The 24,299-nt window shown below is 60.6% G+C and carries 23 protein-coding genes; 14 read left to right on the top strand and 9 right to left on the bottom strand.

Annotated features, from left to right (window positions below; translation table 11 throughout):
- Positions 1–7 precede the first annotated feature (7 nt).
- The 5 genes from BHD08_RS18620 (at position 8) to BHD08_RS18600 (ending at position 4,017) form a co-directional block, all read left to right on the top strand.
- Positions 8–979 carry a YVTN family beta-propeller repeat protein gene (locus BHD08_RS18620; RefSeq protein ID WP_015276865.1) on the top strand — a complete coding sequence of 324 codons (972 nt, stop codon included), beginning with the start codon at positions 8–10 and terminating at the stop codon, positions 977–979.
- The gene (locus BHD08_RS18615; protein ID WP_125024102.1) at positions 976–1,845 is read left to right on the top strand and encodes an ABC transporter ATP-binding protein; all 870 of its coding nucleotides are present in this window, start codon (positions 976–978) and stop codon (positions 1,843–1,845) included. Before BHD08_RS18620 ends, BHD08_RS18615 begins: the two co-directional genes overlap by 4 nt.
- Entirely contained in the window at positions 1,842–2,633 is a 792-nt protein-coding gene (locus BHD08_RS18610; protein WP_125024100.1) for an ABC transporter permease, read from the top strand. The genes BHD08_RS18615 and BHD08_RS18610 overlap by 4 nt, the downstream gene beginning before the upstream one ends.
- 102 nt (positions 2,634–2,735) lie before the next feature.
- Positions 2,736–3,299, top strand: coding sequence for a PQQ-dependent catabolism-associated CXXCW motif protein (locus tag BHD08_RS18605; RefSeq protein ID WP_125024098.1), 564 nt, complete (start codon positions 2,736–2,738; stop codon positions 3,297–3,299).
- Between the two features lie 52 nt (positions 3,300–3,351).
- Positions 3,352–4,017 carry a response regulator transcription factor gene (locus tag BHD08_RS18600; protein ID WP_015276861.1) on the top strand — a complete coding sequence of 222 codons (666 nt, stop codon included), beginning with the start codon at positions 3,352–3,354 and terminating at the stop codon, positions 4,015–4,017.
- A gap of 28 nt (positions 4,018–4,045) precedes the next feature.
- Here the strand turns inward: BHD08_RS18600 and cysG are convergent, their stop codons facing one another.
- The 6 genes from cysG to ftsK form a co-directional block, all read right to left on the bottom strand.
- Positions 4,046–5,440, bottom strand: a complete 1,395-nt coding sequence (cysG, locus tag BHD08_RS18595) for a siroheme synthase CysG (RefSeq protein WP_125024096.1) — start codon at positions 5,438–5,440, stop codon at positions 4,046–4,048.
- 120 nt (positions 5,441–5,560) lie between these two features.
- The gene (serS, locus tag BHD08_RS18590) at positions 5,561–6,841 is read right to left on the bottom strand and encodes a serine--tRNA ligase (RefSeq protein WP_015276859.1); all 1,281 of its coding nucleotides are present in this window, start codon (positions 6,839–6,841) and stop codon (positions 5,561–5,563) included.
- Positions 6,842–6,913: 72 nt separating this feature from the next.
- Positions 6,914–7,288, bottom strand: a complete 375-nt coding sequence (gene crcB, locus BHD08_RS18585) for a fluoride efflux transporter CrcB (RefSeq protein WP_125024094.1) — start codon at positions 7,286–7,288, stop codon at positions 6,914–6,916.
- Positions 7,285–8,610 (bottom strand): replication-associated recombination protein A, encoded by a 1,326-nt coding sequence (locus tag BHD08_RS18580; protein WP_125024092.1) that lies wholly within the window; start codon positions 8,608–8,610, stop codon positions 7,285–7,287. Before BHD08_RS18580 ends, crcB begins: the two co-directional genes overlap by 4 nt.
- Positions 8,611–8,681: 71 nt before the next feature.
- Positions 8,682–9,308 carry an outer membrane lipoprotein chaperone LolA gene (gene lolA, locus BHD08_RS18575; RefSeq protein ID WP_125024090.1) on the bottom strand — a complete coding sequence of 209 codons (627 nt, stop codon included), beginning with the start codon at positions 9,306–9,308 and terminating at the stop codon, positions 8,682–8,684.
- Positions 9,309–9,325: 17 nt separating this feature from the next.
- Positions 9,326–11,779: a DNA translocase FtsK gene (ftsK, locus tag BHD08_RS18570; protein ID WP_177412701.1), complete on the bottom strand. Its 2,454-nt coding sequence runs from the start codon at positions 11,777–11,779 to the stop codon at positions 9,326–9,328.
- A 161-nt stretch (positions 11,780–11,940) separates the two neighbouring features.
- Here ftsK and trxB point away from each other — a divergent pair, with 161 nt between their 5' ends.
- The 4 genes from trxB (at position 11,941) to infA (ending at position 14,699) form a co-directional block, all read left to right on the top strand.
- Positions 11,941–12,888 carry a thioredoxin-disulfide reductase gene (trxB, locus tag BHD08_RS18565; RefSeq protein WP_125024088.1) on the top strand — a complete coding sequence of 316 codons (948 nt, stop codon included), beginning with the start codon at positions 11,941–11,943 and terminating at the stop codon, positions 12,886–12,888.
- Positions 12,889–12,939: 51 nt separating this feature from the next.
- Positions 12,940–13,620 (top strand): leucyl/phenylalanyl-tRNA--protein transferase, encoded by a 681-nt coding sequence (aat, locus tag BHD08_RS18560; protein WP_125024086.1) that lies wholly within the window; start codon positions 12,940–12,942, stop codon positions 13,618–13,620.
- A gap of 52 nt (positions 13,621–13,672) precedes the next feature.
- Complete coding sequence (locus tag BHD08_RS18555; RefSeq protein ID WP_125024084.1) at positions 13,673–14,380, top strand: arginyltransferase; 708 nt, start codon at positions 13,673–13,675, stop codon at positions 14,378–14,380.
- A gap of 100 nt (positions 14,381–14,480) precedes the next feature.
- Entirely contained in the window at positions 14,481–14,699 is a 219-nt protein-coding gene (infA, locus tag BHD08_RS18550) for a translation initiation factor IF-1 (protein WP_002553999.1), read from the top strand.
- A 125-nt stretch (positions 14,700–14,824) separates the two neighbouring features.
- Here the strand turns inward: infA and clpA are convergent, their stop codons facing one another.
- Positions 14,825–17,095 (bottom strand): ATP-dependent Clp protease ATP-binding subunit ClpA, encoded by a 2,271-nt coding sequence (gene clpA, locus BHD08_RS18545; protein ID WP_015276851.1) that lies wholly within the window; start codon positions 17,093–17,095, stop codon positions 14,825–14,827.
- 29 nt (positions 17,096–17,124) lie between these two features.
- Positions 17,125–17,487, bottom strand: coding sequence for an ATP-dependent Clp protease adapter ClpS (gene clpS / locus BHD08_RS18540; protein WP_015276850.1), 363 nt, complete (start codon positions 17,485–17,487; stop codon positions 17,125–17,127).
- Positions 17,488–17,705: 218 nt separating this feature from the next.
- Between clpS and cspD the strand changes: the two genes are divergently transcribed.
- On the top strand, positions 17,706–17,966 hold the full coding sequence (cspD, locus tag BHD08_RS18535) for a cold shock domain-containing protein CspD (protein ID WP_015276849.1): 261 nt from the start codon (positions 17,706–17,708) through the stop codon (positions 17,964–17,966).
- 61 nt (positions 17,967–18,027) lie between these two features.
- Here cspD and icd read toward each other — a convergent pair whose 3' ends face one another.
- Positions 18,028–19,284 (bottom strand): NADP-dependent isocitrate dehydrogenase, encoded by a 1,257-nt coding sequence (gene icd / locus BHD08_RS18530; protein WP_015276848.1) that lies wholly within the window; start codon positions 19,282–19,284, stop codon positions 18,028–18,030.
- A 360-nt stretch (positions 19,285–19,644) separates the two neighbouring features.
- Between icd and BHD08_RS18525 the strand changes: the two genes are divergently transcribed.
- From BHD08_RS18525 to hflD, 4 genes are all read left to right on the top strand, one after another.
- Positions 19,645–21,873: an NADP-dependent isocitrate dehydrogenase gene (locus BHD08_RS18525; protein WP_015276847.1), complete on the top strand. Its 2,229-nt coding sequence runs from the start codon at positions 19,645–19,647 to the stop codon at positions 21,871–21,873.
- A 102-nt stretch (positions 21,874–21,975) separates the two neighbouring features.
- Positions 21,976–22,416 (top strand): NUDIX hydrolase, encoded by a 441-nt coding sequence (locus BHD08_RS18520; RefSeq protein ID WP_015276846.1) that lies wholly within the window; start codon positions 21,976–21,978, stop codon positions 22,414–22,416.
- A 69-nt stretch (positions 22,417–22,485) separates the two neighbouring features.
- On the top strand, positions 22,486–23,613 hold the full coding sequence (gene mnmA, locus BHD08_RS18515; protein ID WP_015276845.1) for a tRNA 2-thiouridine(34) synthase MnmA: 1,128 nt from the start codon (positions 22,486–22,488) through the stop codon (positions 23,611–23,613).
- The gene (gene hflD, locus BHD08_RS18510) at positions 23,610–24,248 is read left to right on the top strand and encodes a high frequency lysogenization protein HflD (protein WP_015276844.1); all 639 of its coding nucleotides are present in this window, start codon (positions 23,610–23,612) and stop codon (positions 24,246–24,248) included. The genes mnmA and hflD overlap by 4 nt, the downstream gene beginning before the upstream one ends.
- Positions 24,249–24,299 lie beyond the last annotated feature (51 nt).

Below are 24,299 nucleotides of genomic sequence, written 5' to 3'. Positions count from 1 at the left end.
CCCGGCCATGCCACGAACTGCCCTTGCCACCGCTATCGCCCTCGCCTTCAGCCTTGCTGCGGGCTCGGCGGCGGCCGCCACTGCCTATGTTTCCAACGAGAAGGATGACAGCATCAGCGTCATCGACCTGGACAAGATGGAAACCGTCGAGACCTTGCAGGTCGGCATGCGCCCGCGCGGCCTTACCCTTTCCCACGACAACAAACTGCTCTACATCTGCGCCAGCGACTCGGACACCGTTCAGGTGATGGACCTGGCCACGCGGCAGATCATCAAGCAGCTGCCATCCGGTGCCGACCCGGAACAGTTCGCCCTGCACCCCAACAACAAATGGCTGTACATCTCCAACGAGGACGACGCCTTGGTGACGGTGGTCGACGTCGACAAGGAGGAAGTGCTGGCGCAGATCGATGTGGGTGTCGAGCCGGAAGGCATGGCGGTCAGCCCGGATGGCAAGTGGGCGGTCAACACCAGCGAAACCACCAACATGCTGCACTGGATCGACACCAGCACCAACGAACTGGTGGACAACACCCTGGTCGACCAGCGGCCGCGCCACGTGGAGTTCACCAATGACAGCAAGCTGCTCTGGGCATCGGCGGAGATCGGCGGCACGGTCAGCGTGGTGGACGTGGATAAACGCGAGATCCTCAAGACGCTGACCTTCAAAATCAAGGGCGTGCACCCGGACAAGGTGCAGCCGGTGGGCATCAAGCTTTCCTCCGATGGCAAATACGCCTTCGTCGCGCTCGGCCCGGCGAACCATATTGCGGTGGTCGACGCGAAGACCTACGAGGTGCTCGACTATCTGCTGGTGGGCCGGCGCGTCTGGCACATGGCGTTCAACCCCGATGAAAGCCTGCTGTTGACCACCAACGGCGTCAGCGGCGATGTCTCGGTGATCGATGTCGCAAAGCTCAAGGTCACCAAATCGATCAAGGTCGGCCGCTATCCGTGGGGTGTGGTGGTCACACCATGAACGCGCTGGAGGTCAGTGATGTCGGCTTCGCCTACGGCGCTCGCCGGGCACTCGATGGGGTGAGTTTCACCGCGGCGCAAGGCCGCTTCACCGCATTGCTCGGTCCGAACGGGGCTGGAAAGTCGACGCTGATTGCATTGCTGACGCGCCTGTATGACCTGCAACAGGGGCAGATCCATATTGCCGGCTTCGGTTTGCGCGAAACGCCGCGCAAGGCTTTGGCCCGACTGGGCGTGGTGTTTCAGCAGAGCACGCTGGATCTGGACCTGACCGTGGAACAGAACCTGCGCTACCACGCGGCGCTGCATGGCATGCCCCGGGCCGTGGCGACCGAGCGCATCGAAGTTGAACTGCAGCGTCAGCAGCTCGCCGAGCGCCGGCGTAGCAAGGTACGCGAACTCAACGGCGGGCATCGCCGGCGCGTGGAAATCGCCCGCGCACTGCTGCACCGCCCCGATCTACTATTGCTCGACGAAGCCAGCGCCGGCCTCGATCCCGCCAGCCGCCAGGCGCTCAACCAGCATGTGCGCATGCTCTGCCAAGAGCAGGGCATGAGCGTGCTGTGGACCACGCACCTGCTCGATGAAGTCCATGCGGACGACGATCTGCTGGTGCTCAATCGCGGCCGGCTGGTCGCTCAGGGCAGCGTGGCCAGCGTGGCGCTGGACGGCGAGGATCTGGCCGCGAGCTTTGCACGGCTGACCGGCGACGCTACGCAGTCCGCGCCAGCTCCTACGCTTCAACGTGAGAACCCTGCTGCGGCAGTCCCAGGCCTTTCGGCATCTGCCGTTGCCCCGGCAACAGCGACACCTGCGGCAGCCCACCACACAAGCGCACCCCTCGACCCAGGGCGGGAAACCTTATGACGATCTACTGGGAATGCCTGCGCGGCATAGTCCTGCGCGAATGGCTGCGCTTCGTCCAGCAACGCTCGCGTTTCTTCAGCGCTCTGGTGCGTCCGCTGCTGTGGCTGGTGGTATTTGCTGCCGGTTTTCGCGCGGCGCTGGGCATCGCCATCATCGAGCCGTACGACACCTACATTACCTACGAGACCTACATCGTGCCGGGGCTGGCCTGCATGATCCTGCTATTCAATGGCATGCAGGGTTCACTCTCGATGGTCTACGACCGCGAGATGGGCAGCATGCGCGTGCTGCTGACCAGTCCGCTGCCGCGCAGCTTTCTTTTGGCCAGCAAGCTGGTGGCCATCGCGCTCATCTCGTTGTTGCAGGTCTATGCGTTTCTGGCCATCGCCTGGTTCTACGGCGTCCAACCGCCACTGCTCGGCCTGCTCGTCGCCCTGCCCGCCCTGCTGCTGGTGGCACTGTTGCTGAGCGCTCTGGGCCTGCTGCTATCCAACGGCATCCGTCAGCTGGAGAACTTCGCCGGGGTGATGAATTTCGTCATCTTCCCGATGTTCTTCCTCTCTTCGGCGCTGTATCCACTGTGGAAGATGCGAGACGCCAGCGAGTGGCTGTACTGGATCTGCGCGATCAACCCGTTCACCCATGCCGTGGAGCTGGTACGAAACGCGCTCTATCTGCGTCTGGCTCCCACGGCACTGGTGGTCTGCCTCGGCCTTACACTGCTGTTCAGCCTGCTCGCAGTGATCAGCTTCAATCCGCAACACGCCGCACTGCGCCGCTCGGCATAAGTGAATTACTACTTTGGTACTGGTTTTCCACTCCATCGTAGGATTTAAAAGACGCGCCCATTGTTCTGTAATCGGCCTACCGAAACGCCAAGGACTATATCCATGCTCAGGTCGCTGCTGCCCTTGCTCTTTGCCGCACTGCCTGGACTCGGCGCGCCCCTCATCGCATCGGCCGAGGAGCAGCTCGCCCTGTTCTCCGCCGAAGGTTACCGCCAGACGCAGTACCGCAGCCCCACGCCGCCGTCCATCGACGGCGCGCAGACCCTGGATACCTCGGCATTACAGGCATTGCTCGAAGCACAGCCCGACGTGGTACTGGTGGACGTGTATCGCAGCCAATGGCTGGCTGGCCAGTTCGTCGATAGCGAACCCCACGCCAACCTGCCAGGCAGCCTCTGGCTGGCCAATACCGGCGACGGTGACCTGCAACCCGAATGGGCGCGTTATTTCAGCGATAATCTGGCGCGTGCCAGCCAAGGCAATCAGGAGCGGCCAATCGTGTTCTACTGCCGCTCCGACTGCTGGCTAGGCTGGAACGCCACCAGGCGCGCTCACGCGTTGGGCTATAAGAAACTGTACTGGTATCGCGACGGGGTGGACGGCTGGGAACAAGCGGGCCTGCCCTTGCACCCCGCTACGCCGAAGCCCCTGCCTGGCAGCGACTAGCGTCCCGAAACCAGCATGCCCCACCATAATCACAACAAAGAGGTGACCGGCCTTGTACAAGATTCTGATCGCGGACGACCATCCGCTGTTTCGTGAAGCCATCCATAACGTCATCCGCGACGGCTTTCCGGATAGCGAGATACTCGAGACCGCCGACCTGGACAGCGCCCTGGCGCTGACCCTGGAACACGACGATCTCGACCTGGTGCTGCTGGACCTGAACATGCCGGGCATGCACGGACTGAACGGCCTGATCAATCTGCGCAACGAGGCGCCGACCATTCCGGTGGTGATCGTTTCCGCCGAGCAGGACAAGCAGATCGTATTGCAGGCGATTACCTATGGCGCGGTCGGCTTCATCACCAAGTCTTCGCCACGGGCGCAGATGACCGACGCCATCGAGCAGATTCTCAACGGCAACGTCTACCTGCCCTCAGACATCATTCGCAGCCAGAAGCCCACCAGCCGCCATTCCCATCACAACGAACAGTCGATTCCGCCGGAACTGCTGCAAGCCCTGACCCGCAAGCAACTGCTGGTGCTGGAGCGCATGACCAAGGGTGAGTCGAACAAGCAGATCGCCTATAACCTCGATATCGCCGAAACTACGGTGAAAGCGCACGTCTCGGCGATCCTGCGCAAGCTCAACGTGCACAACCGTGTCCAGGCGATCCTCTCGGCTGGCGATATCGACTTCACCGCCTACCTGCGCCGCTGAAGGGCGGCGCCTCAGCGCCGGGCTGAAACTAGGCGCTCGCCTGGGCGCCTTCGAACCAGGCAAGTTTCTCGCGTAGCTGAACCACCTCACCAACGATCAACAGGGTTGGTGCCTGGACCTGTTCCTGCGCGATCAGCTCGGCAAGCGTCTCCAGCGTGCCGGTAAAAACTCGCTGATTACTCGTCGTGCCCTGTTGCACCAGCGCCGCCGGGGTACCCGCCGCGCGGCCATGGGAAATCAGTTGCTGGCAGATCACTGGCAAGCCCACCAAGCCCATGTAGAACACCAGCGTCTGCGCTGGGGCGGCGAGTTCCGCCCAAGGCAAATCGCAGCTGCCGTCCTTCAGATGACCGGTAACGAAGCGCACCGATTGCGCATGGTCGCGATGGGTCAGCGGGATGCCGGCGTATGCCGCGCAGCCGCTGGCCGCGGTAATACCGGGCACCACCTGGAACGGCACGCCATGGGCCGCCAGCTCTTCGATTTCCTCGCCGCCGCGACCGAAGATGAACGGATCACCGCCTTTGAGTCGCAGCACGCGCTTGCCTTCCTTGGCCAGGGTCACCAGCTTCTGGTTGATTTGCTCCTGCGGCACCGCATGTTCCGAGCGCTGCTTGCCGACGTAGATACGATCGGCATCGCGCCGGCACAGGTCGATGATCGCCGGCGCCACCAGTCGGTCGTAGAGCACCACGTCGGCCTGCTGCATCAGCCGCAAGGCACGGAAGGTCAGCAGATCAGGGTCGCCTGGGCCGGCACCGACCAGGTAGACCTCGCCCAGCGCACGCGGCGCAGCACCGGCGAGCTTTTCCGCGAGCAGGCGCTCGGCTTCGACGCTACGACCGGCAAGAGCCTGCTCGGCGATCGGCCCCTGAAAAGTCTCCTCCCAGAACACCCGCCGCTGCTGCACATTGGCAAACTTGGCTTTGACCTGAGCACGAAACTGCTTGGCCAGACCGGCCAGCTGGCCGTAAGCCGCGGGAATCCAGGTCTCGATACGCGCCCGGATAAGCCGTGCCAGCACCGGTGCATCGCCACCGCTGGACACCGCAATCACCAGCGGCGAACGGTCGACGATTGCCGGAAAGATCACGCTGCACAGCTCTGGCGAGTCGACCACGTTGACCGGCATGCCCAGCGCATTGGCGTGCTGCGATACCGATGCGTTCAGCGGCTCGTCATCGGTGGCTGCGATGGCCAGCACACAGCCCTGCAGGTCCTGCGGGTCATAGCCGCGATTGAGGCACTCACCGCCGCCCGCCTCGACTAGCTCAACCAGTTGCGGTTCGATGCTCGGTGCCACCACCCGCAACCGCGCTCCAGCTTCACTCAACAGTCGGGCCTTGCGCAGCGCAATCTCGCCACCACCGACGATCAGCACCGTGCGGCCTTTGAGGTTGTGGAACAGCGGAAGGTATTCCATGGGCGAATCCTGGAGGGTCATTGGAGGTACGGGCATCACAGCCATTACGGCCGTGATGCCCCTTGTCGAATATCAAGGATCCGGTCTGATGCCTGGATCGCGATGCCGCAGCGTCAGATATCAGCCGATGATGTCGATGCCGCCCATATAGGGCTTCAGCACTTCCGGTACAACCACGCTGCCGTCGGCCTGCTGGTAGTTCTCCAACACGGCGACCAGGGTACGGCCAACGGCCAGACCCGATCCGTTGAGGGTGTGTACCAGTTCGGGCTTGCCGGTTTCCGGGTTGCGATAGCGCGCTTGCATGCGTCGTGCCTGGAAATCGCCACAGTTGGAGCAGGAGGAAATCTCGCGATATTTGTCCTGGCTCGGCACCCAGACTTCCAGGTCATAGGTCTTGGTCGCGCCGAAGCCCATATCGCCCGTGCACAGCGACAACACACGGTACGGTAGCTGCAGCAACTGCAGCACCTTCTCCGCATTGCCAGTCAGCTCTTCCAGCGCCTCGAAGGATTTCGACGGCTCGACGATCTGCACCATCTCGACCTTGTCGAACTGGTGCTGGCGAATCATGCCGCGGGTATCGCGCCCGGAGGCGCCGGCCTCGCTGCGGAAGCACGGGGTATGGGCGACGAACTTCAGCGGCAGTTGCTTGGCGTCGAGAATCTCGCCAGCAACAATGTTGGTCAGCGAAACCTCTGCGGTCGGGATCAGGTAGAAGTCTGCTTCGCCCTCGCGGCTGATCTTGAACAGATCTTCCTCGAATTTCGGCAGCTGGCCGGTACCCTGCAGCGCGGGCGCCTGCACGAGATACGGGGTATAGGCCTCTTCATAACCGTGGTCACGAGTATGCAGGTCGATCATGAACTGCGCCAGGGCGCGATGCAGGCGGGCAATCGGCCCGCGCATCAGGGCGAAGCGGGCGCCGGACAGCTTGGCGGCGGTTTCGAAGTCCAGCCAGCCATGCTGCTCGCCCAGGGCGACGTGATCCTGCACCGGGAAGTCAAAGGTCTTCGGCGTGCCCCAGCGACGCACCTCGACGTTCTCATCCTCGTCCGCACCGACCGGCACCGACTCGTGCGGCAGGTTGGGAATGCTCAGCATCAGCTGGTCGAGTTCGCTCTGGATGCGGTCCAGCTCCTGCTTGCCGGATTCGAGTTCGCTGCCCATGCGATCCACGTCGGCGAGCAACGGGGCGATGTCCTCACCGCGCTGCTTGGCCTGGCCGATTGACTTGGAACGCGCGTTGCGCTCGGCCTGGAGTTGTTCGGTGCGGGTCTGCACGGTCTTGCGCTGAGCTTCCAGCGCTTCGATGCGCGCCACGTCCAGCTGGTAGCCACGGGTGGCCAGGCGGGCCGCCACGTCCTGTAGCTGAGTGCGTACCAGTTTCGAATCAAGCATGGTGGGTCTCGTCTGTGAAAGCTTGGATGAAGGGCGAAGAGGGAGCGAAGTTTACTGTGAACGGTCGTCGGTTCATAACCTTGCGAGCATGAGGCCAGCCCAGGCTGCCAACAAGCCACCGAGAACGCTGCCGCCGACGTAGGCAAAGGCAGTTGCCAGCTGACCACTCTCCAGCAGCCGCAAGGCGTCCAGCGAAAAGCTGGAGAAGGTCGTCAGTGCGCCAAGAAAACCAATGATCAGCGCGCCACGCAGCTCGGGCGAAATGTCCGGCCGCGCGAGAAAGGTGGCGTACAGGTAGCCGATGAGCAGGCAACCCAGCAAATTCACCGCCAGGGTGGCGAAATAGAAATGCCGTGGCCATTGCGTGCTGACCCAGGTGGCAACGGCAAAGCGCAGCAATGTTCCAACCACGCCGCCGCAGGCGACGGCGATCGCCATGCGGATCATCCCTTTCTCCGTTGTATGGGGCTTTCTCGGTCGAGCCGGGCAAGATGTTCGAGCTTGTCGCGGATTTTGCTCTCCAACCCGCGCGGAGCAGGATGGTAGTAGCGACGGGGCTCCATGGCCTCGGGAAAATAATCCTCGCCGGCCGCATAGGCATCCGGCTCGTCATGGGCGTAGCGGTACTCATTGCCGTAGCCGAGTTCTTTCATCAGCTTGGTCGGCGCATTGCGCAGGTGCAGTGGCACCTCCTGCGAACCATTTTCCGCGGCATCGCGCATCGCTGCCTTGAACGCGGTATAGACGGCGTTGCTTTTCGGCGCGCAGGCGAGATAGACGATGGCCTGCGCCACGGCCAGCTCACCTTCCGGACTGCCCAGCCGTTCCTGCACATCCCAGGCATTCAGGCACAGCGGCAGTGCGCGCGGATCGGCGTTGCCGACCTCCTCACTGGCCATGCGTACAACGCGCCGGGCCAGGTACAGCGGGTCGCAGCCGCCGTCGAGCATGCGCGCGAACCAGTAAAGTGCCGCATCAGGATTGGAGCCACGTACCGATTTGTGCAGCGCGGATATCTGGTCGTAGAACGCTTCGCCGCCCTTGTCGAAACGGCGCCGGCTGTCACCCAGCAAATCCTGCAGCAGGTCGGTACTGATGGTACCGCCCTGCTCCGCCAGATCGGAGGCGTTCTCCAGCAGGTTGAGCAACCGCCGCCCATCGCCGTCGGCCGCGGCCAGCAGCATCTGGAAGCTCTCTTCCGGCAGTTCGAGATGCAGGTCGCCGAGCCCCTTGGGCTCGCTCAATGCCCGCGCCACCAGTTTGCGCAAGGCCGCCTCGTCGAGGCTTTTCAGCACGTAGACGCGGGCACGCGAGAGCAACGCATTGTTGAGTTCGAACGAAGGATTTTCGGTGGTCGCGCCGATGAATATCAGCGTGCCGTCTTCAACGTACGGCAAAAAGGCATCCTGCTGCGACTTGTTGAAGCGATGCACCTCATCAACGAACAGGATGGTCCGCCGACCATATTGCGCAGCCTGCTGTTTGGCGATCTCGACCGCCTGGCGGATCTCCTTCACCCCAGCGAGCACGGCCGAAACCGTCTCGAAATGGGCGTCTGACACCTTGGCCAACAACCGCGCCAGCGTGGTCTTGCCGACGCCGGGCGGCCCCCAGAACACCATGGAATGCAGCGCGCCCTGTTCCAGCGCCTCGCGCAACGGCTTGCCGCGGGCGAGCAGGTGCTCCTGCCCGACATACTCGTCAAGGCTGGCTGCGCGCAAGCGCGCTGCAAGTGGCTGGGAGACTGGTTCGCGGCTGAACAGGTCCATTGCGGACGGTTACCTCAATTGCAGCGGCCTGCAATTGCGCAGGCCGCTGAAAACGAAATGCCGGACGTAGGTCACTCGGAGATGACGTCGGCACCCTCGGGGATTTCAAAGGTGAACAGATCGGCCTTCAGCGGCTGGTTCATCTTCACACCCATGAACAGGATATTGGTGCGCTGACCTACGCTGTCGATCAGTTGCATGTCATTGATCACTCCGTTGCGAAATGACAGGCGCAGGTTATCGAACAGCGTGTCCTTGGCCTTCGGCTTGAGCGTGAAATCCACCACCTCGCCGGCCTCCTTGTGGGAAACCTCGAAGTTCTCGCTGATGGTGGAAACGTCGCCGGACAGCAGCAGCGCCGGAGTATGAGTCAGGCGCTGGTCAAGTTCCTGAATGGTGACCTGCTCGAGATCCGGATCATACAGCCAGACCTTCTTGCCGTTGGATACCAGTAGCTGCTCCATCGGCGCGTCGGTGTGCCAGCGGAACTGTCCGGGGCGCTTCAATGACAGCTCGCCGGAAGTCTCCTGCAGCTGGGTACCACTGCCATCGAGCGAAAGCTGCGAGAAGCGGCCGGTCAGCGTTTCGGCCTGGTTGAGCAGGCCGGTCAGTCGTTTGGTAGACGCAGCCTGGTCGGCGTGAGCCGGGGCCAGGGCGACCATCAGGACAGATGCACACAGCAAACGGATCAATTGCATGTAGCCCTCGAAGCGATTCAATCGCGCATAGGCGGCGGCGCGATGACTTCGCGCGAGCCATTGGTGTTCATGGATGTCACCACGCCGGCCATTTCCATGGCTTCGATCATGCGAGCGGCGCGGTTGTAGCCAATCTTGAGCTTGCGTTGCACCGCGGAAATCGACGCGCGGCGGCTTTCCGTGACGAAGCGAACGGCCTCGTCGTACAGCGGATCTTCTTCGCTACCTTCCCCGCTACCCTCGCCACTACCACCATCGAAGCCGCTGCCCGCCTCTTCGACGCCGGCCAGAATATCTTCGATGTAGTCGGGGGCGCCACGGGCCTTCCAGGCTTCGACGACCCGGTGCACTTCCTCATCGGAAACGAACGCGCCATGTACGCGAATCGGCAGGCCGGTGCCCGGTGGCAGGTAGAGCATGTCACCGTGACCGAGCAGCTGCTCGGCGCCGCCCTGGTCGAGGATGGTGCGCGAGTCGATCTTGCTGGATACCTGGAACGCCATGCGGGTCGGAATGTTGGCCTTGATCAGACCGGTGATCACATCCACCGAAGGACGCTGGGTGGCCAGGATCAGATGGATACCGGCTGCGCGAGCTTTCTGCGCGATACGCGCGATCAGCTCTTCGACCTTCTTACCGACGATCATCATCATGTCGGCAAACTCATCGACCACCACCACGATGGTCGGCAGGCTCTTCAGGTAAGGCGGCTCGTCATCCATCGACTCGCGCTTGTACAGCGGGTCGTGCAGCGGGGTGCCGGCCTCTTCGGCTTCCTTGATCTTGCGGTTGAAGCCTGCCAGGTTGCGCACGCCCATCGCCGCCATCAGCTTATAGCGCCGCTCCATCTCGGCCACGCTCCAGCGCAGCGCGTTGGCGGCCTCCTTCATATCGGTGACGACCGGGCAGAGCAAATGCGGGATGCCCTCATAGATCGATAGCTCGAGCATCTTCGGGTCGATCATGATCAGGCGCGCCTCTTCCGGCGTCGACTTGAACAGGATCGACAGGATCATGGCATTGACCCCCACCGACTTACCGGAACCGGTGGTACCGGCCACCAGCAGGTGCGGCATCTTCGACAGGTCGGCGATGACCGGCTTGCCGCCGATATCGTGGCCGAGCGCCAGCGTCACTGGTGACTTGGCGTCGTCGTATGGAGCCGAAGAAAGCACTTCGGAGAACCGCACAATCTGGCGATCCTCGTTGGGAATCTCGATGCCCACAGTGGTCTTGCCTGGAATTACTTCCACCACGCGAACGCTGATCACCGCGAGCGAGCGCGCAAGGTCCTTGGCCAGGTTGGAGATACGGCTGACTTTCACGCCAGCAGCCGGCTGGATTTCAAAGCGAGTGATGACCGGGCCCGGATGAACCGACTCGACGATGACTTCGACACCAAACTCCTTCAGCTTGATTTCCAGCAACCGCGACATCGCTTCCAGGGACTCGGGTGAATACTGCTTCTGCTGTTTCTCGGCAGCGTCAAGGATAGAAATCGGCGGCAGACTGCCCTCGATCAGCGGATCGACGAACAGATTGGCCTGCTTTTCTTTCAGCACACGCTTGCTCGGTTCTGCAGGCTTCGGCGGCGCAGGCGGCGCGATCACTGGCGCTACACGCTTGTCCCGCTCGCTCATGTGCTTGGCCAGCGCTTCATCCCGCTCGATGATGCGCTCCTTGACCTTGGCCTGCTCACGGCGATCCCGCACCATTGGCGCAGCGACTTCGCTGACTACATCATCGGCTTCGCGCAGTTGCGCGACCATCTGCTTGCGCTCGGCCCGAGCATTCCACCAACGACTGAACACGCTCTGGATCAACTCGATCAGATCAAGCGTGATCTTGCCGGTGATATCCATCACCTTGAACCAGGACAGGTCGGTGAAAACGGTCAAGCCAAACAGGAAAAACGCCAGCAGTGCCAGGGTGCTGCCCTGCACGTTCAACGAAAGCACCGCGAGCTGACCGAGACTTTCGCCTAGCGCCCCGCCTGTGGACGCTGGCAAGCCAGGTGCTGCCTGAAAATGGATATAGGCCAACGCAGAACCGGACAGCACCAGAAATACCAGCCCGATCAGCCGCCAGGAGAACAGCCAGCCATTCCAGACCCAGGGTTGATGTCGGGCACGGAAGACCTGCCAGGTTTTTACGCCAAGCAAAAGGGGGAACAGGTAGGCGAAATAGCCCAGCGCCATGAACAGGACATCGGCAAACCAGGCGCCAGCACGCCCCGCAGCGTTGCGAACCTGATCGATATTGCTCGTATGTGTCCAGCCAGGATCACCAGGATCGTAGGTCAGCAGTGCCATCCACAGATAGACGCAGAGCGCACCGAGCGCTATCAACGCGCCTTCCTTGAGGCGATAGTGCAATTGTTGTCGCCAGACGGTCGCCGGCGCGGTAGATGAGGAATTCTTCAAAACGCTTTCTTTCCTGCGCCTGCGGCGCGATGAACCGTAGTCAGCCAGAACCCCGGCATTGTACGGGTTTGTCGATTCGATGGCATGCGGGTTCCGCGGCGGCTTGGGCTTTTGCCAATGCTTCGGTGTAGCATAAACGCCCGATTTCCCGGCGCGGCTCGACTGGAGCACGCTTCTCTATTTGCAACAAAGGCTTATGAGGGCTTTTTATGAGTGAAGTCAAGCATTCGCGTCTGATCATCCTCGGCTCGGGCCCGGCCGGTTATACCGCTGCGGTATACGCTGCCCGCGCCAATCTGAAGCCACTGATGATCACTGGCATCCAGCCCGGCGGTCAGCTGACGACCACCACCGAAGTCGACAACTGGCCTGGTGACGTCGAAGGCCTCACCGGCCCCGACCTGATGGTCCGTATGCAGAAGCACGCCGAGCGCTTCGACACCGAGATCGTCTTCGATCACATCCATACCGCAGAGTTGCAGCAGCGCCCGTTCACCCTGCGCGGCGACAGCGCCGTCTACACCTGCGACGCTCTGATCATCGCTACCGGCGCTTCGGCACAGTACCTCGGCCTGCCTTCGGAAGAGGCATTCGCCGGCCGTGGCGTATCGGCCTGCGCAACCTGTGACGGCTTCTTCTACCGTAACCAGGTCGTCGCGGTGATCGGCGGTGGCAACACTGCAGTCGAGGAAGCACTGTACCTGTCCAACATCGCCAAGGAAGTCCACCTGATCCACCGCCGCGACAAGCTGCGCTCGGAGAAGATCCTGCAGGACAAGCTCATGGACAAGGCGACCAACGGCAACATTCGCCTGCACTGGAACCACACCCTCGAGGAAGTGCTCGGCGACGCCAGCGGCGTAACCGGCGTGCGCCTGAAGAGCACCCTAACTGGCGAAGAAAACCGGCTCGACCTCGCCGGCGTGTTTATTGCCATCGGGCACAAGCCGAATACCGACCTGTTCCAGGGCCAGCTGGACATGAAGGATGGCTATCTGAAGATCAGAGGCGGCGGCGAAGGCGATGCCACCTGCACCAGCATTCCCGGTGTCTTCGCTGCAGGCGATGTTGCGGACCACGTCTATCGCCAGGCGATCACCTCTGCCGGCGCTGGCTGCATGGCGGCACTGGACGCCGAAAAGTACCTCGATAATTGATCAAACGGCGGGCTTCGGCCCGCCCTCCCCTATCTGCAACTGCGTGGCGAAATGCTGACCTGGCTAAAGCGCGACGACCTCGAATTCCCTCCTCTCGAGAAGGCTCTACATGAACCCAACGGTCTTCTGGCGGCCGGAGGCGATCTGAGCGCCGATCGGCTGTTGGCGGCCTATCGACATGGCTGCTTCCCCTGGTATCAAGACGGCCAGCCGCTGCTGTGGTGGTCTCCGGATCCGCGCACAGTGCTCTATCCGAATGAGCTGCATGTCTCGCGCAGCTTGCGCAAGCGGATGCGTCAGGGCGATTTCCAGGTGACGTTCGACCGCGCCTTCGGCGACGTGATCCAGGGCTGCGCAGGCCCGCGCAGCTATGCGGACGGCACCTGGATCACCACACCGATGCAGCAGGCCTACATCCATCTGCACGAAATCGGCGTGGCGCATTCGGTGGAAGTCTGGCAGGACGGGCAGCTCGTCGGAGGACTCTACGGCCTGGCTATCGGTAGGCTATTTTTCGGCGAGTCGATGTTCAGTTGCGTCACCGATGCATCCAAGGTCGGCTTTGTCGCGCTGGTAGAGCGGCTACGCGCATGGGGCTTCGCCCTGATCGACTGTCAGATGCCGACGCGCCATCTGGAAAGCTTTGGTGCCCGCAGCATTTCACGCGAGACCTTTGCCGCCGCGCTTGCCGAGCATCTGGATAGCTCCAGTACAGCCGACTGGCGCGCCTAGTCGACTACCGCAAGCTGACCTACACTCAGCTCATGATTTCTGAGAGTTGACCATGACTTCACTGGCTCGCCTCAAGTTCTACGCCACCCAGCCCCATGCGTGCAGCTACCTGCCCGACGAACAGGCCACCACCCTGTTTCTCGACCCCAGCCAGCCGATGGATGCACAGGTGTATGCGGAGCTTTCAGAGATGGGCTTCCGCCGCAGCGGCGATCACCTCTACCGTCCGCACTGCCAGCGCTGCTCGGCGTGCATTCCGGCGCGCATCCCGGTCGCTGCGCCAGCCCTCAGCCGTCAGCAAAGGCGGATACTCAAACGCAACGCTGATCTGCAGGTTCGCTGTGTTCGGCCGGCATTCAGCGAGGAGCTCTATACGCTCTATGCCAGCTATATCGAGAAGCGGCACGCCGATGGCGATATGTATCCGCCCAGTCGCGAGCAATTCAATACCTTCCTGGTGCGCGATCTTCCATTCTCGCGGTTCTACGAGTTCAGGCTGGACGGACGGCTGTTGGCCGTGGCAGTCACCGATGTACTGCCTAATGGGCTTTCGGCGGTCTACACCTTCTACGATCCTGAAGAGGAGCGCCGCAGCCTGGGGCGCTATGCGATCCTCTGGCAGATCGGCGAAGCTGCGCGTCTTGGGCTGAAAGCCGTGTATCTCGGCTACTGGATCAAGAACTGCCGAAAGATGAATTACAAGACCGAATATCGTCCAATCGAACTGCTGGTCAATCAACGCTGGGTGACACTCAGCTGAAGTCCTTGGCTCATCGACCCATTTCGGGCACAATGCTTGCCGCTTTTGCCCGCGCACGCATGCGCCGGGTCACTCATTTGGACACCGAGGACTTTACTGAATGTCGAAAGAAGACAGCTTCGAAATGGAAGGTACTGTCGTCGACACCCTGCCAAACACCATGTTTCGTGTGGAGTTGGAAAATGGGCACGTCGTTACTGCGCACATCTCCGGAAAGATGCGCAAGAACTACATCCGGATTCTTACCGGTGACAAGGTTCGCGTGGAACTGACCCCCTACGATCTGAGCAAGGGTCGCATCACCTACCGCGCCCGCTAAGCGAGCTGCGAGAAAAAATGCCCGGTTCTGACCGGGCTTTTTTGTTGCGTTAAAAGTTCGGCCCGCTACAGCCCGCGGACAAAAAACGCCCGGCAAAAAAGCCGGGCGTTCGACACCTCTGACAGTCACGCCAGCTCGGCAGAAGTCTCGAATTCGAAGAACGGTTCGCCGTCCCGAATATCGATATGCACCACCCCACCATGCTCGGCCAGCTCTCCGAACAGGATCTCTTCGGCCAAAGGCCGCTTGATCTTGTCCTGAATCAGCCGCGCCATTGGCCGTGCCCCCATCTGTGCATCGTAGCCATGCTCGGCCAGCCAGCCGCGGGCCGCATCCGACACCTCCAGCGTCACATGCTTGTCCTCGAGCTGCGCCTGCAGTTCGATGAGGAACTTGTCGACGATGCTCTTGATCACTTCGTGGCTCAGCCGGCCGAACTGGATGATTGTATCCAGACGGTTCCGGAATTCCGGAGTAAAGCTCTTCTTGATCACTTCCATCGCATCCGACGCATGGTCCTGCAGCGTAAAACCAATCGAGGCTCGCGCCGCAGTTTCCGCACCGGCGTTAGTGGTCATGATGATGATCACATTACGGAAGTCCGCCTTGCGCCCGTTGTTATCGGTGAGCGTGCCGTGATCCATCACCTGCAGTAGCAGGTTGAAGACTTCCGGGTGCGCCTTCTCGATCTCGTCCAGCAGCAGCACACAGTGCGGCTGTTTGGTGATGGCCTCGGTTAGCAGGCCACCCTGATCGAACCCGACGTAACCCGGAGGTGCGCCGATGAGCCGGGACACGGTATGGCGCTCCATGTACTCGGACATGTCGAAGCGAATCAGCTCGACCCCCAGAGCGCGCGCCAGCTGACGCGCAGCCTCGGTCTTGCCCACACCGGTCGGACCGGCAAAGAGGAACGAGCCGACTGGCTTGTCTGGCGCCTTGAGCCCTGCACGAGAAAGCTTGATGGCGGTCGCCAGCGAATCGATCGCATCGTCCTGTCCGAACACAGTGAGCTTGAGGTCACGCTCAAGATTACGCAGCAACTCCTTGTCCGAACTGCTGACGTGCTTCGGTGGGATGCGTGCGATCTTCGCAACGATGTCCTCGACCTGCTCGACGTCGATGCATTTGACGCGTTGATCCTCAGGCTGCAACCGTTGGTACGCGCCAGCTTCATCGATCACGTCAATCGCCTTGTCAGGCATATGGCGATCGTTGATATAACGCGATGCCAGCTCCGCCGCCGCACGAAGCGCCTCGTCGCTGTACTCGATATGGTGATGCTGCTCGAAACGCCCCTTCAGCCCACGCAGAATGCCAATGGTGTCCTCAACCGAGGGCTCGGACACATCGACCTTCTGGAAACGCCGCGCCAGCGCGCGATCCTTCTCGAAGATTCCGCGAAACTCCTGGAAAGTCGTGGAGCCGATGCAGCGAATCTCCCCTGAAGAAAGCAGCGGCTTGAGTAGGTTGGAAGCGTCCATTACCCCACCCGAAGCAGCACCAGCGCCGATGATGGTATGAATCTCGTCAATGAAGAGAATCGCATGTGGACGCTTGCGCAGCTCGCCAAGCAGCGCCTTGAAGCGCTTCTCGAAATCCCCGCGGTATTTCGTACCAGCTAGCAGTGCACCCAGATCCAACGAATAAACGACACTGTCGGCCAGCAGATCCGGAACCTGGTTGTCCACAATCCGCTTGGCCAGCCCTTCGGCAATCGCCGTCTTGCCGACGCCGGCCTCGCCGACGAGAAGCGGATTGTTCTTGCGCCGACGCGCGAGAATCTGCGCAACGCGCTCGACCTCATTTTCGCGCCCTACCAGCGGATCGATCCGCCCTTGACGTGCCAGCTCATTGAGATTGCTTGCATAGGCATCAAGCGGATTGCTGGAGGCTCCCGACTCGCCGCCGTCTTCATCCTGCATTTCCGCATCGCTTTCCGGGCTACCGGCATTGCCTGGAACCTTGGAAATCCCATGCGCGATATAGTTGACGACATCGATACGCGCCACATTCTGCTGCTTGAGCAGGAATACGGCCTGACTCTCCTGCTCACTGAAGATTGCCACCAGCACGTTGGCGCCTGTCACCTCGCGCTTGCCGGAGCTCTGAACATGGAACACCGCACGCTGCAGAACGCGCTGAAACCCTAGTGTTGGCTGGGTTTCACGCTCTTCATCATGCTGTGGAATAAGTGGAGTGGTGGAGTCAATGAACTCCTGCAGATCGTGGCGCAGCTTGTCCAGGCTCGCGCCACAGGCCCGCAACACGGTCGCAGCCGCTTCATTGTCCAGTAGGGCCAACAGGAGGTGTTCAACCGTCATGAATTCATGACGCTTGGTACGTGCCTCTTTGAAAGCCAGATTCAGAGTGACTTCGAGCTCACGGTTCAACATAGCTTTCACCTCTTCCCCAGCAATCGGAGTTAACCGTCCTTCTCGATCTCACAAAGCAGCGGGTGCTGGCATTCCCTTGCATATTGATTCACTTGCATCGCTTTGGTTTCGGCCACATCACGGGTATACAGCCCGCAAACTGCCTGCCCCTCGGTATGGACGGCCAGCATGATCTTGGTGGCCTGCTCCCTGCTGTGATTAAAAATGCCTTCCAGCACCTCGACGACAAAATCCATCGGTGTGTAGTCGTCATTAAACATGACAACTCTATACATCGGTGGTGCCTTCAATTCTGGCTTGGCCTCCTGAACAGCGAGGCCAGACGCGTCGTCTTCGTCCCCTAAGGGCCGGTCCTGATTGAATGTTAGTCGAATCTGAGCAAATGCATGCATGCGCATAACGGTTCTAGGTCGTGGCGCCGGGGCCAGATAAATATGGACAGCTTCGCAGCCAGCTGACGAGTCGCCTTGACTATCGGCAAAACGATGATACAAACAGTATGTGCCTACAAGGGCAAACGGGTTGCGCAACATGAGGCCTCGGGCTGCATAAGCGCGGAATGAAATGGATGTTACTCCAGTAATGGACTCCTTTGCAGAGGGATAACAGCATGCTAAGCGGTAAGGTCAAGTGGTTCAACAACGCCAAAGGCTATGGCTTCATCGTAGCAGACGGCGGCGATGAGGACCTGTTCGCCCACTACTCAGCCATCCAGATGGAAGGCTACCGAACTCTGAAAGCTGGGCAAGCGGTCATGTTCAATATCCTGCAGGGTCCGAAAGGCCTCCACGCAACCGACATCAGGCCGCAGCAGGCCATGTCTGAAGCGACGGCCCCTGCTGCTCAGGGTGTTTCCACCGTAGACGCCTGACGTTTCACGAAACAAACAAAAAGGCCGATCAGATGATCGGCCTTTTTTTCGTCAGGTCGCGTTACATATGACTGATCATTGCATCGCCGAACTGCGAGCATGACATCAGCTGCGCGCCTTCCATCAGCCGCTCGAAGTCGTAGGTCACGGTCTTGGCTGCGATAGCGCTTTCGGTCGACTTGATGATCAGGTCCGCTGCTTCTACCCAGCCCATGTGACGCAGCATCATCTCGGCGGAAAGAATCAAAGAGCCGGGGTTGACCTTATCTTGGCCGGCGTACTTCGGCGCAGTGCCGTGGGTCGCCTCGAACATGGCTACGGTGTCGGACAGGTTCGCGCCAGGAGCGATACCGATACCGCCCACTTCGGCGGCCAAGGCATCGGACAAGTAGTCACCGTTCAGGTTGAGCGTGGCAATGACATCGTACTCAGCCGGGCGCAGCAGAATCTGTTGCAGCATGGCGTCAGCGATGGCGTCTTTCACGACGATATTCTTGCCGGTATTCGGATTCTTGAACTGCATCCAGGGCCCACCATCCAGCAGCTCAGCGCCGAACTCGTCGCGAGCCACCTCATAGCCCCACTCCTTGAAGGCACCTTCGGTGAACTTCATGATGTTGCCTTTGTGCACGATAGTGACCGAGCTACGGTCATTGTCGACCGCGTACTGCAGGGCTTTACGAACCAAGCGCTTGGTGCCTTCCAGTGAAACCGGCTTGATGCCGATGCCACAGTTTTCTGTGAAGCGAATCTTCTTGACGCCCATTTCTTCGGTAAGGAACTTGATGACTTTCTCCGCCTCAGGGGAGCCAGCCTTCCACTCTACGCCGGCGTAGATGTCTTCGGAGTTTTCACGAAAGATCACCATGTCAACGTCACCCGGCTTCTTGACCGGGCTAGGCACACCGGTGAACCAGCGAACCGGACGCTGACAGACGTAGAGATCAAGCTCTTGGCGCAGCGCAACGTTCAAGGAGCGGATGCCACCGCCGACCGGAGTGGTCAGGGGGCCCTTGATTGACACCACGTAATCACGAACGGCTTCCAGGGTCTCCTTCGGCAGCCAGGTGTCCTGGTCGTAGACCTGTGTCGCCTTCTCGCCCGCGTAGATTTCCATCCAGGCAATCTTGCGCTGACCGCCATAGGCCTTCTGCACGGCGGCATCCACGACTTTGATCATCACCGGGCTGATATCGACTCCGATACCATCCCCTTCTATATAAGGAATGATCGGGTTGTTGGGGACGTTCAGGGTGTTGTCGGCATTAACGGTAATTTTGTCACCGCTGGATGGCACCTGGATCTTTTGGTATCCCATGCTGGACTCCGTCTTCGTGGTTAGACATCGATCGTCGTTTGAGGGTAACCCACTCGAATCGCCTGAAACTACATGTTCGTTCGTCGTATGCGCAATGCCGTTCTGCCAGAGGGTGGCGCAATGGTATACTTCTCGGATGACTAACAAGTCATAAGGGACGAGCCTGTCTTGTACAAGACCCGCCTCTTGAAACCTCAGAGTTGCTACCGCAGCTCCCTGGTTCAAATGCTCGACACTCTATTGGTGCATCCATCATCACCGCGGCTAATCCCCTTCTGGCTCACCAAACGAAGAGCCAGGGCGCCTACCCGGCGCACTCGGGATCCTGTGCACGCCCAGCAAGAAGAGAGTTAACGCTAAATGTCCACCCCTTCGAAGATCATCTATACCTTCACCGACGAAGCTCCAGCCCTGGCCACCTATTCGCTTCTTCCAATTGTAGAAGCCTTCGCCGCCTCCGCTGAGATAGCCGTCGAAACACGCGACATCTCTCTTGCAGGGCGCATTCTTGCGAGTTTTGCCGACCAGTTGGACGCTGACAAGAAAGTCGACGACGACCTCGCCAAGCTTGCCGAACTGACCAATCAGCCCGATGCCAACATCATCAAGCTGCCGAACATCAGCGCCTCCGTACCGCAGCTCAAAGCAGCCATCGCCGAGCTGCAAGCCCTCGGCTACAACATTCCCAACTTCCCGGAAGACCCACAGACCGACGCCGAGAAAGACGCACGCGCGCGTTACAGCAAGGTGCTCGGCAGTGCCGTGAATCCGGTCCTGCGTGAGGGGAACTCCGACCGTCGCGCCCCGGCCGCAGTCAAGGCCTATGCCCGCAAGCACCCGCACTCCATGGGCAAGTGGAGCAAGGCGTCGCAGTCCCACGCCGACTACATGCGCGGCGGCGATTTCTTTTCCAGCGAACAATCGATCACCATGGAAAAAGCCGGTGACGTGCGCATCGAGTTCGTCGGCAAAGACGGCAAGGTGGAAGTCAAGAAGCAGCTCGCCCTGCAGGAAGGCGAAGTGCTCGACGGCATGTTCATGAGCTGCAACAAGCTGCGCGCGTTCTTCGAAGAAACCCTGCAGGACTGCAAGGAAACCGGCGTGATGTGGTCGCTGCACGTCAAGGCCACCATGATGAAGATCTCGCACCCGATCGTCTTCGGCCATGCGGTCAGCGTTTACTACAAGGACGTGTTCGACAAGTACGGCGAACTGTTCAAGGAGCTGGGCGTCAATCCGAACAACGGCATCAGCAGCGTCTACGACAAGATCAAGTCGCTGCCCGTCTCGCAGCAGGAAGAAATTCTGCACGACATCCATGAGGTCTACGCCCATCGTCCGGAAATGGCGATGGTCGATTCGGTCAAGGGCATCACCAACCTGCACATCCCGAGCGACGTCATCGTCGACGCCTCGATGCCGGCAATGATCCGCAACTCTGGTCAGATGTGGGGTAAGGACGGCAAGCAGAAGGACACCAAAGCGGTAATGCCGGAAAGCACTTACGCCCGCATCTACCAGGAAATGATCAACTTCTGCAAAACCAATGGTGCCTTCGACCCGGTCACCATGGGCAGCGTGCCGAACGTTGGCCTGATGGCTCAAAAGGCTGAGGAATACGGCTCGCACGACAAGACCTTCGAAATGCAGGCCGACGGCACCATGCGCGTCGTTCTGGCCGACGGCACCGTTCTGATGCAGCACGAAGTCGAGAAAGGCGACATCTGGCGCGCCTGCCAGACCAAGGACGCCCCGATCCGCGATTGGGTCAAGCTGGCCGTTACCCGCGCCCGTCAGTCGAACACCCCGGCGATCTTCTGGCTGGACCCGGAGCGCGCCCACGATCGTCAGCTGCAGGAGAAAGTGGAAACCTATCTCAAGGATCACGATCTGAGTGGCCTGGACATCCGCATCATGGGCTACAACGAGGCCATTCGCGTCAGCATGGAGCGCATGATCCGTGGGCAGGACACCATTTCGGTGACCGGCAACGTGCTACGCGACTACCTGACCGACCTGTTCCCGATCATGGAACTGGGTACCTCGGCGAAAATGCTTTCCATCGTTCCGCTGATGGCTGGTGGCGGCATGTACGAAACTGGAGCTGGTGGCTCCGCACCAAAGCACGTGCAGCAGCTGGTGGAAGAAAACTACCTGCGCTGGGACTCCCTGGGTGAGTTCCTCGCCTTGGCCGTGTCCCTGGAAGAAACCGGAATCAAGACCGGCAACGTCAAGGCCAAGATCCTCGGCAAGACTCTGGACCAGGCTACCGGCAAACTGTTGGACAACAACAAGTCGCCGGCGCGCAAGGTTGGTCAGCTCGACAACCGCGGCAGCCACTTCTACCTCGCACTGTACTGGGCTCAGGCCCTGGCGGCGCAGGACGAAGACGCTGAACTCAAAGCCCACTTCGCTCCGCTGGCCAAGCAGCTGACCGAGCAGGAAGCTACCATCGTTGACGAACTCGCTGCCGTTCAGGGCAAGCCGGTCGACATCGGCGGCTACTACCGCTCCAACCCCGAGCTGACCAGCAAGGTGATGCGCCCCAGCGCCACCTTCAACTCAGCTCTGGCGGCGCTGAACGCCTGAACCCAGGCCTGAGCGTCACCACGAACCCCGGCCCTGCGCCGGGGTTCGTGCTTTCCGAGATCGGGCTCCCTATCATCCGATCATTTACACGAGGCAGCTCCTATGGATTGGCAACCGCATATCACTGTCGCAACCGTGATCGAGAATCAGGGCCGCTTCCTGCTGGTGGAAGAACTCAAGGCAGGCCGTCTCGTACTCAATCAGCCTGCCGGGCACCTGGAAGCCAACGAAAATCTGCGAGAGGCAGCCGTGCGGGAAACCCTCGAAGAAACCGGTTGGGATGTCGAGCTCACCGGTGTCATCGGCATTTACCTGTACACCGCGCCCAGCAATGGCGTGACCTATCAGCGCGTCTGTTTCGCGGCCAAAGCGCTGCAGCATGATCCACAGCGCACGCTCGATGAGGGTATCGTCGCAGCCCGGTGGTTGAGCCGCGAAGAGCTGGCCGAGCAGCCGGACCGCTGGCGCAGCGAGCTGGTGCCCCGCTGCATCGATGATTACCTGAGCGGCCCCCTGCATTCGCTTGAAGTGATTCGCAACTGATCACGGCTTCGTCAGCCAGCGGCTGGCCTGTTAGAATTGCGCCCCCTTGCAAAACCTCAGCGTATTCCTATGTCTGTAACGACCCTAACCGCCCCGGAAAAAACTCGCGTAATCGTTGGCATGTCCGGCGGAGTGGATTCTTCCGTTTCGGCCCTCCTGCTGCTCGAGCAGGGCTACCAGGTCGAAGGCCTGTTCATGAAGAACTGGGAAGAGGACGATGGCACGGAATACTGCACTGCCAAAGAAGACCTTGCCGATGCCCAGGCCGTCTGCGATCGGATCGGCATCAAGCTGCACACGGCCAACTTCGCAGCCGAGTACTGGGACAACGTCTTCGAGCACTTCCTTGCTGAGTACAAGGCCGGGCGCACACCGAACCCGGATATCCTCTGCAATCGCGAAATCAAGTTCAAGGCGTTCCTCGATTACGCACTGATGCTCGGCGCCGACCTGATCGCCACGGGTCATTACGTCCGTCGCCGTGACCGTGACGGACGCAGCGAGCTGCTCAAGGGGCTGGACCCGAACAAGGACCAGAGCTACTTCCTGCATGCGGTCGGCGGCGAGCAGCTAGGCAAGACGCTGTTTCCCGTTGGCGAGCTGGAAAAGCCAGCAGTCCGCGCGATCGCGGAGAAGTACGACCTCGCTACGGCGAAAAAGAAAGATTCCACCGGCATCTGCTTCATCGGCGAGCGGCGCTTCAGCGACTTCCTCAAGCAGTATCTTCCGGCGCAGCCGGGCAACATCGAAACCGTCGACGGCGAAGTGATCGGCCGCCACCATGGTTTGATGTATCACACCATTGGCCAGCGCCAGGGGCTGGGGATAGGCGGCTTGAAAGATGCATCGGACGAGCCCTGGTACGTCTTGAGCAAAGACCTGCAGCGCAATGCGCTGGTGGTCGGCCAGGGCAACGACCATCCATGGCTGTTTTCCCGCGCCCTGCTAGCATCCGAAATCTACTGGGTGAACCCCATCGACCTCAGCACGCCACTCAAGCTGACCGCCAAGGTTCGTTATCGCCAGAGCGATCAAGCCTGCACGCTGGAAAAGACCGCAGAGGGTTACCGGGCCGTGTTCGAGGCACCACAACGGGCGGTAACACCGGGCCAGTCGGTCGTGTTCTACGACGGCGAAATCTGTCTGGGTGGCGGCGTGATCGAGCAGGCCGAGCCTTGGTTCGAGGGCCGCCCATGAAGGCGCTGGATGAGCAGCTGATCGCGCTTGGTGCGGTGTTCGAAGCCGCAACGCTGGTAGATCGCATTGCACGCACCGGCCAAGTGCCGAACGCCTCACTTGCCTGCATGCTCGGCAGCCTGCTGGCGCGCAATCCGCAAACCACGCTGGAGATCTATGGCGGCGACGATCTCAACCTGCGTGATGGCTACCGCGCGCTGGTTGGCGCACTGGAGCGCGACAGCAGCACGCTGCAGCGCGAGCCGCTACGTTACGCACTGGCAATGATCGGCCTGGAGCGCCAGCTGGACAAACGTGATGACATGCTTCAGGTCATCGGCAGCCGTCTGGACCAGATCCAGCAGCAGGTCGAGCACTTCGGCATCACCCACGAGAACGTCGTCGCCTCGTTCGGCGGGCTATATCAGGACACCTTGAGTACCTTCCGCCAACGCATCCAGGTTCAGGGCGATATGCGTCACCTGCAGCAGACGGACAATGCGGCCAAGATTCGCGCCCTGCTGCTTTCCGGCATCCGCTCGGCGCGCCTCTGGCGCCAGCTCGGCGGGCATCGCTGGCAGCTCATCTTCAGCCGTCGCAAGTTGCTCGATGCGCTCTATCCAAGGCTTCGCTCAACTCAGGGCGAGGACCATTAACCGCAGCGAATGTGCCGGGCTCAGCCGGTGCATTCGTGTATAATCTGCGCC

This window comes from Pseudomonas sp. SCT (genome assembly GCF_003864275.1).
In the GTDB taxonomy this organism is placed as follows: Bacteria; Pseudomonadota; Gammaproteobacteria; order Pseudomonadales; family Pseudomonadaceae; genus Stutzerimonas; species Stutzerimonas stutzeri_AE.
Note: the sequence above shows the minus strand (reverse complement) of the source record. Positions and strands in the feature narration are given on the sequence as shown.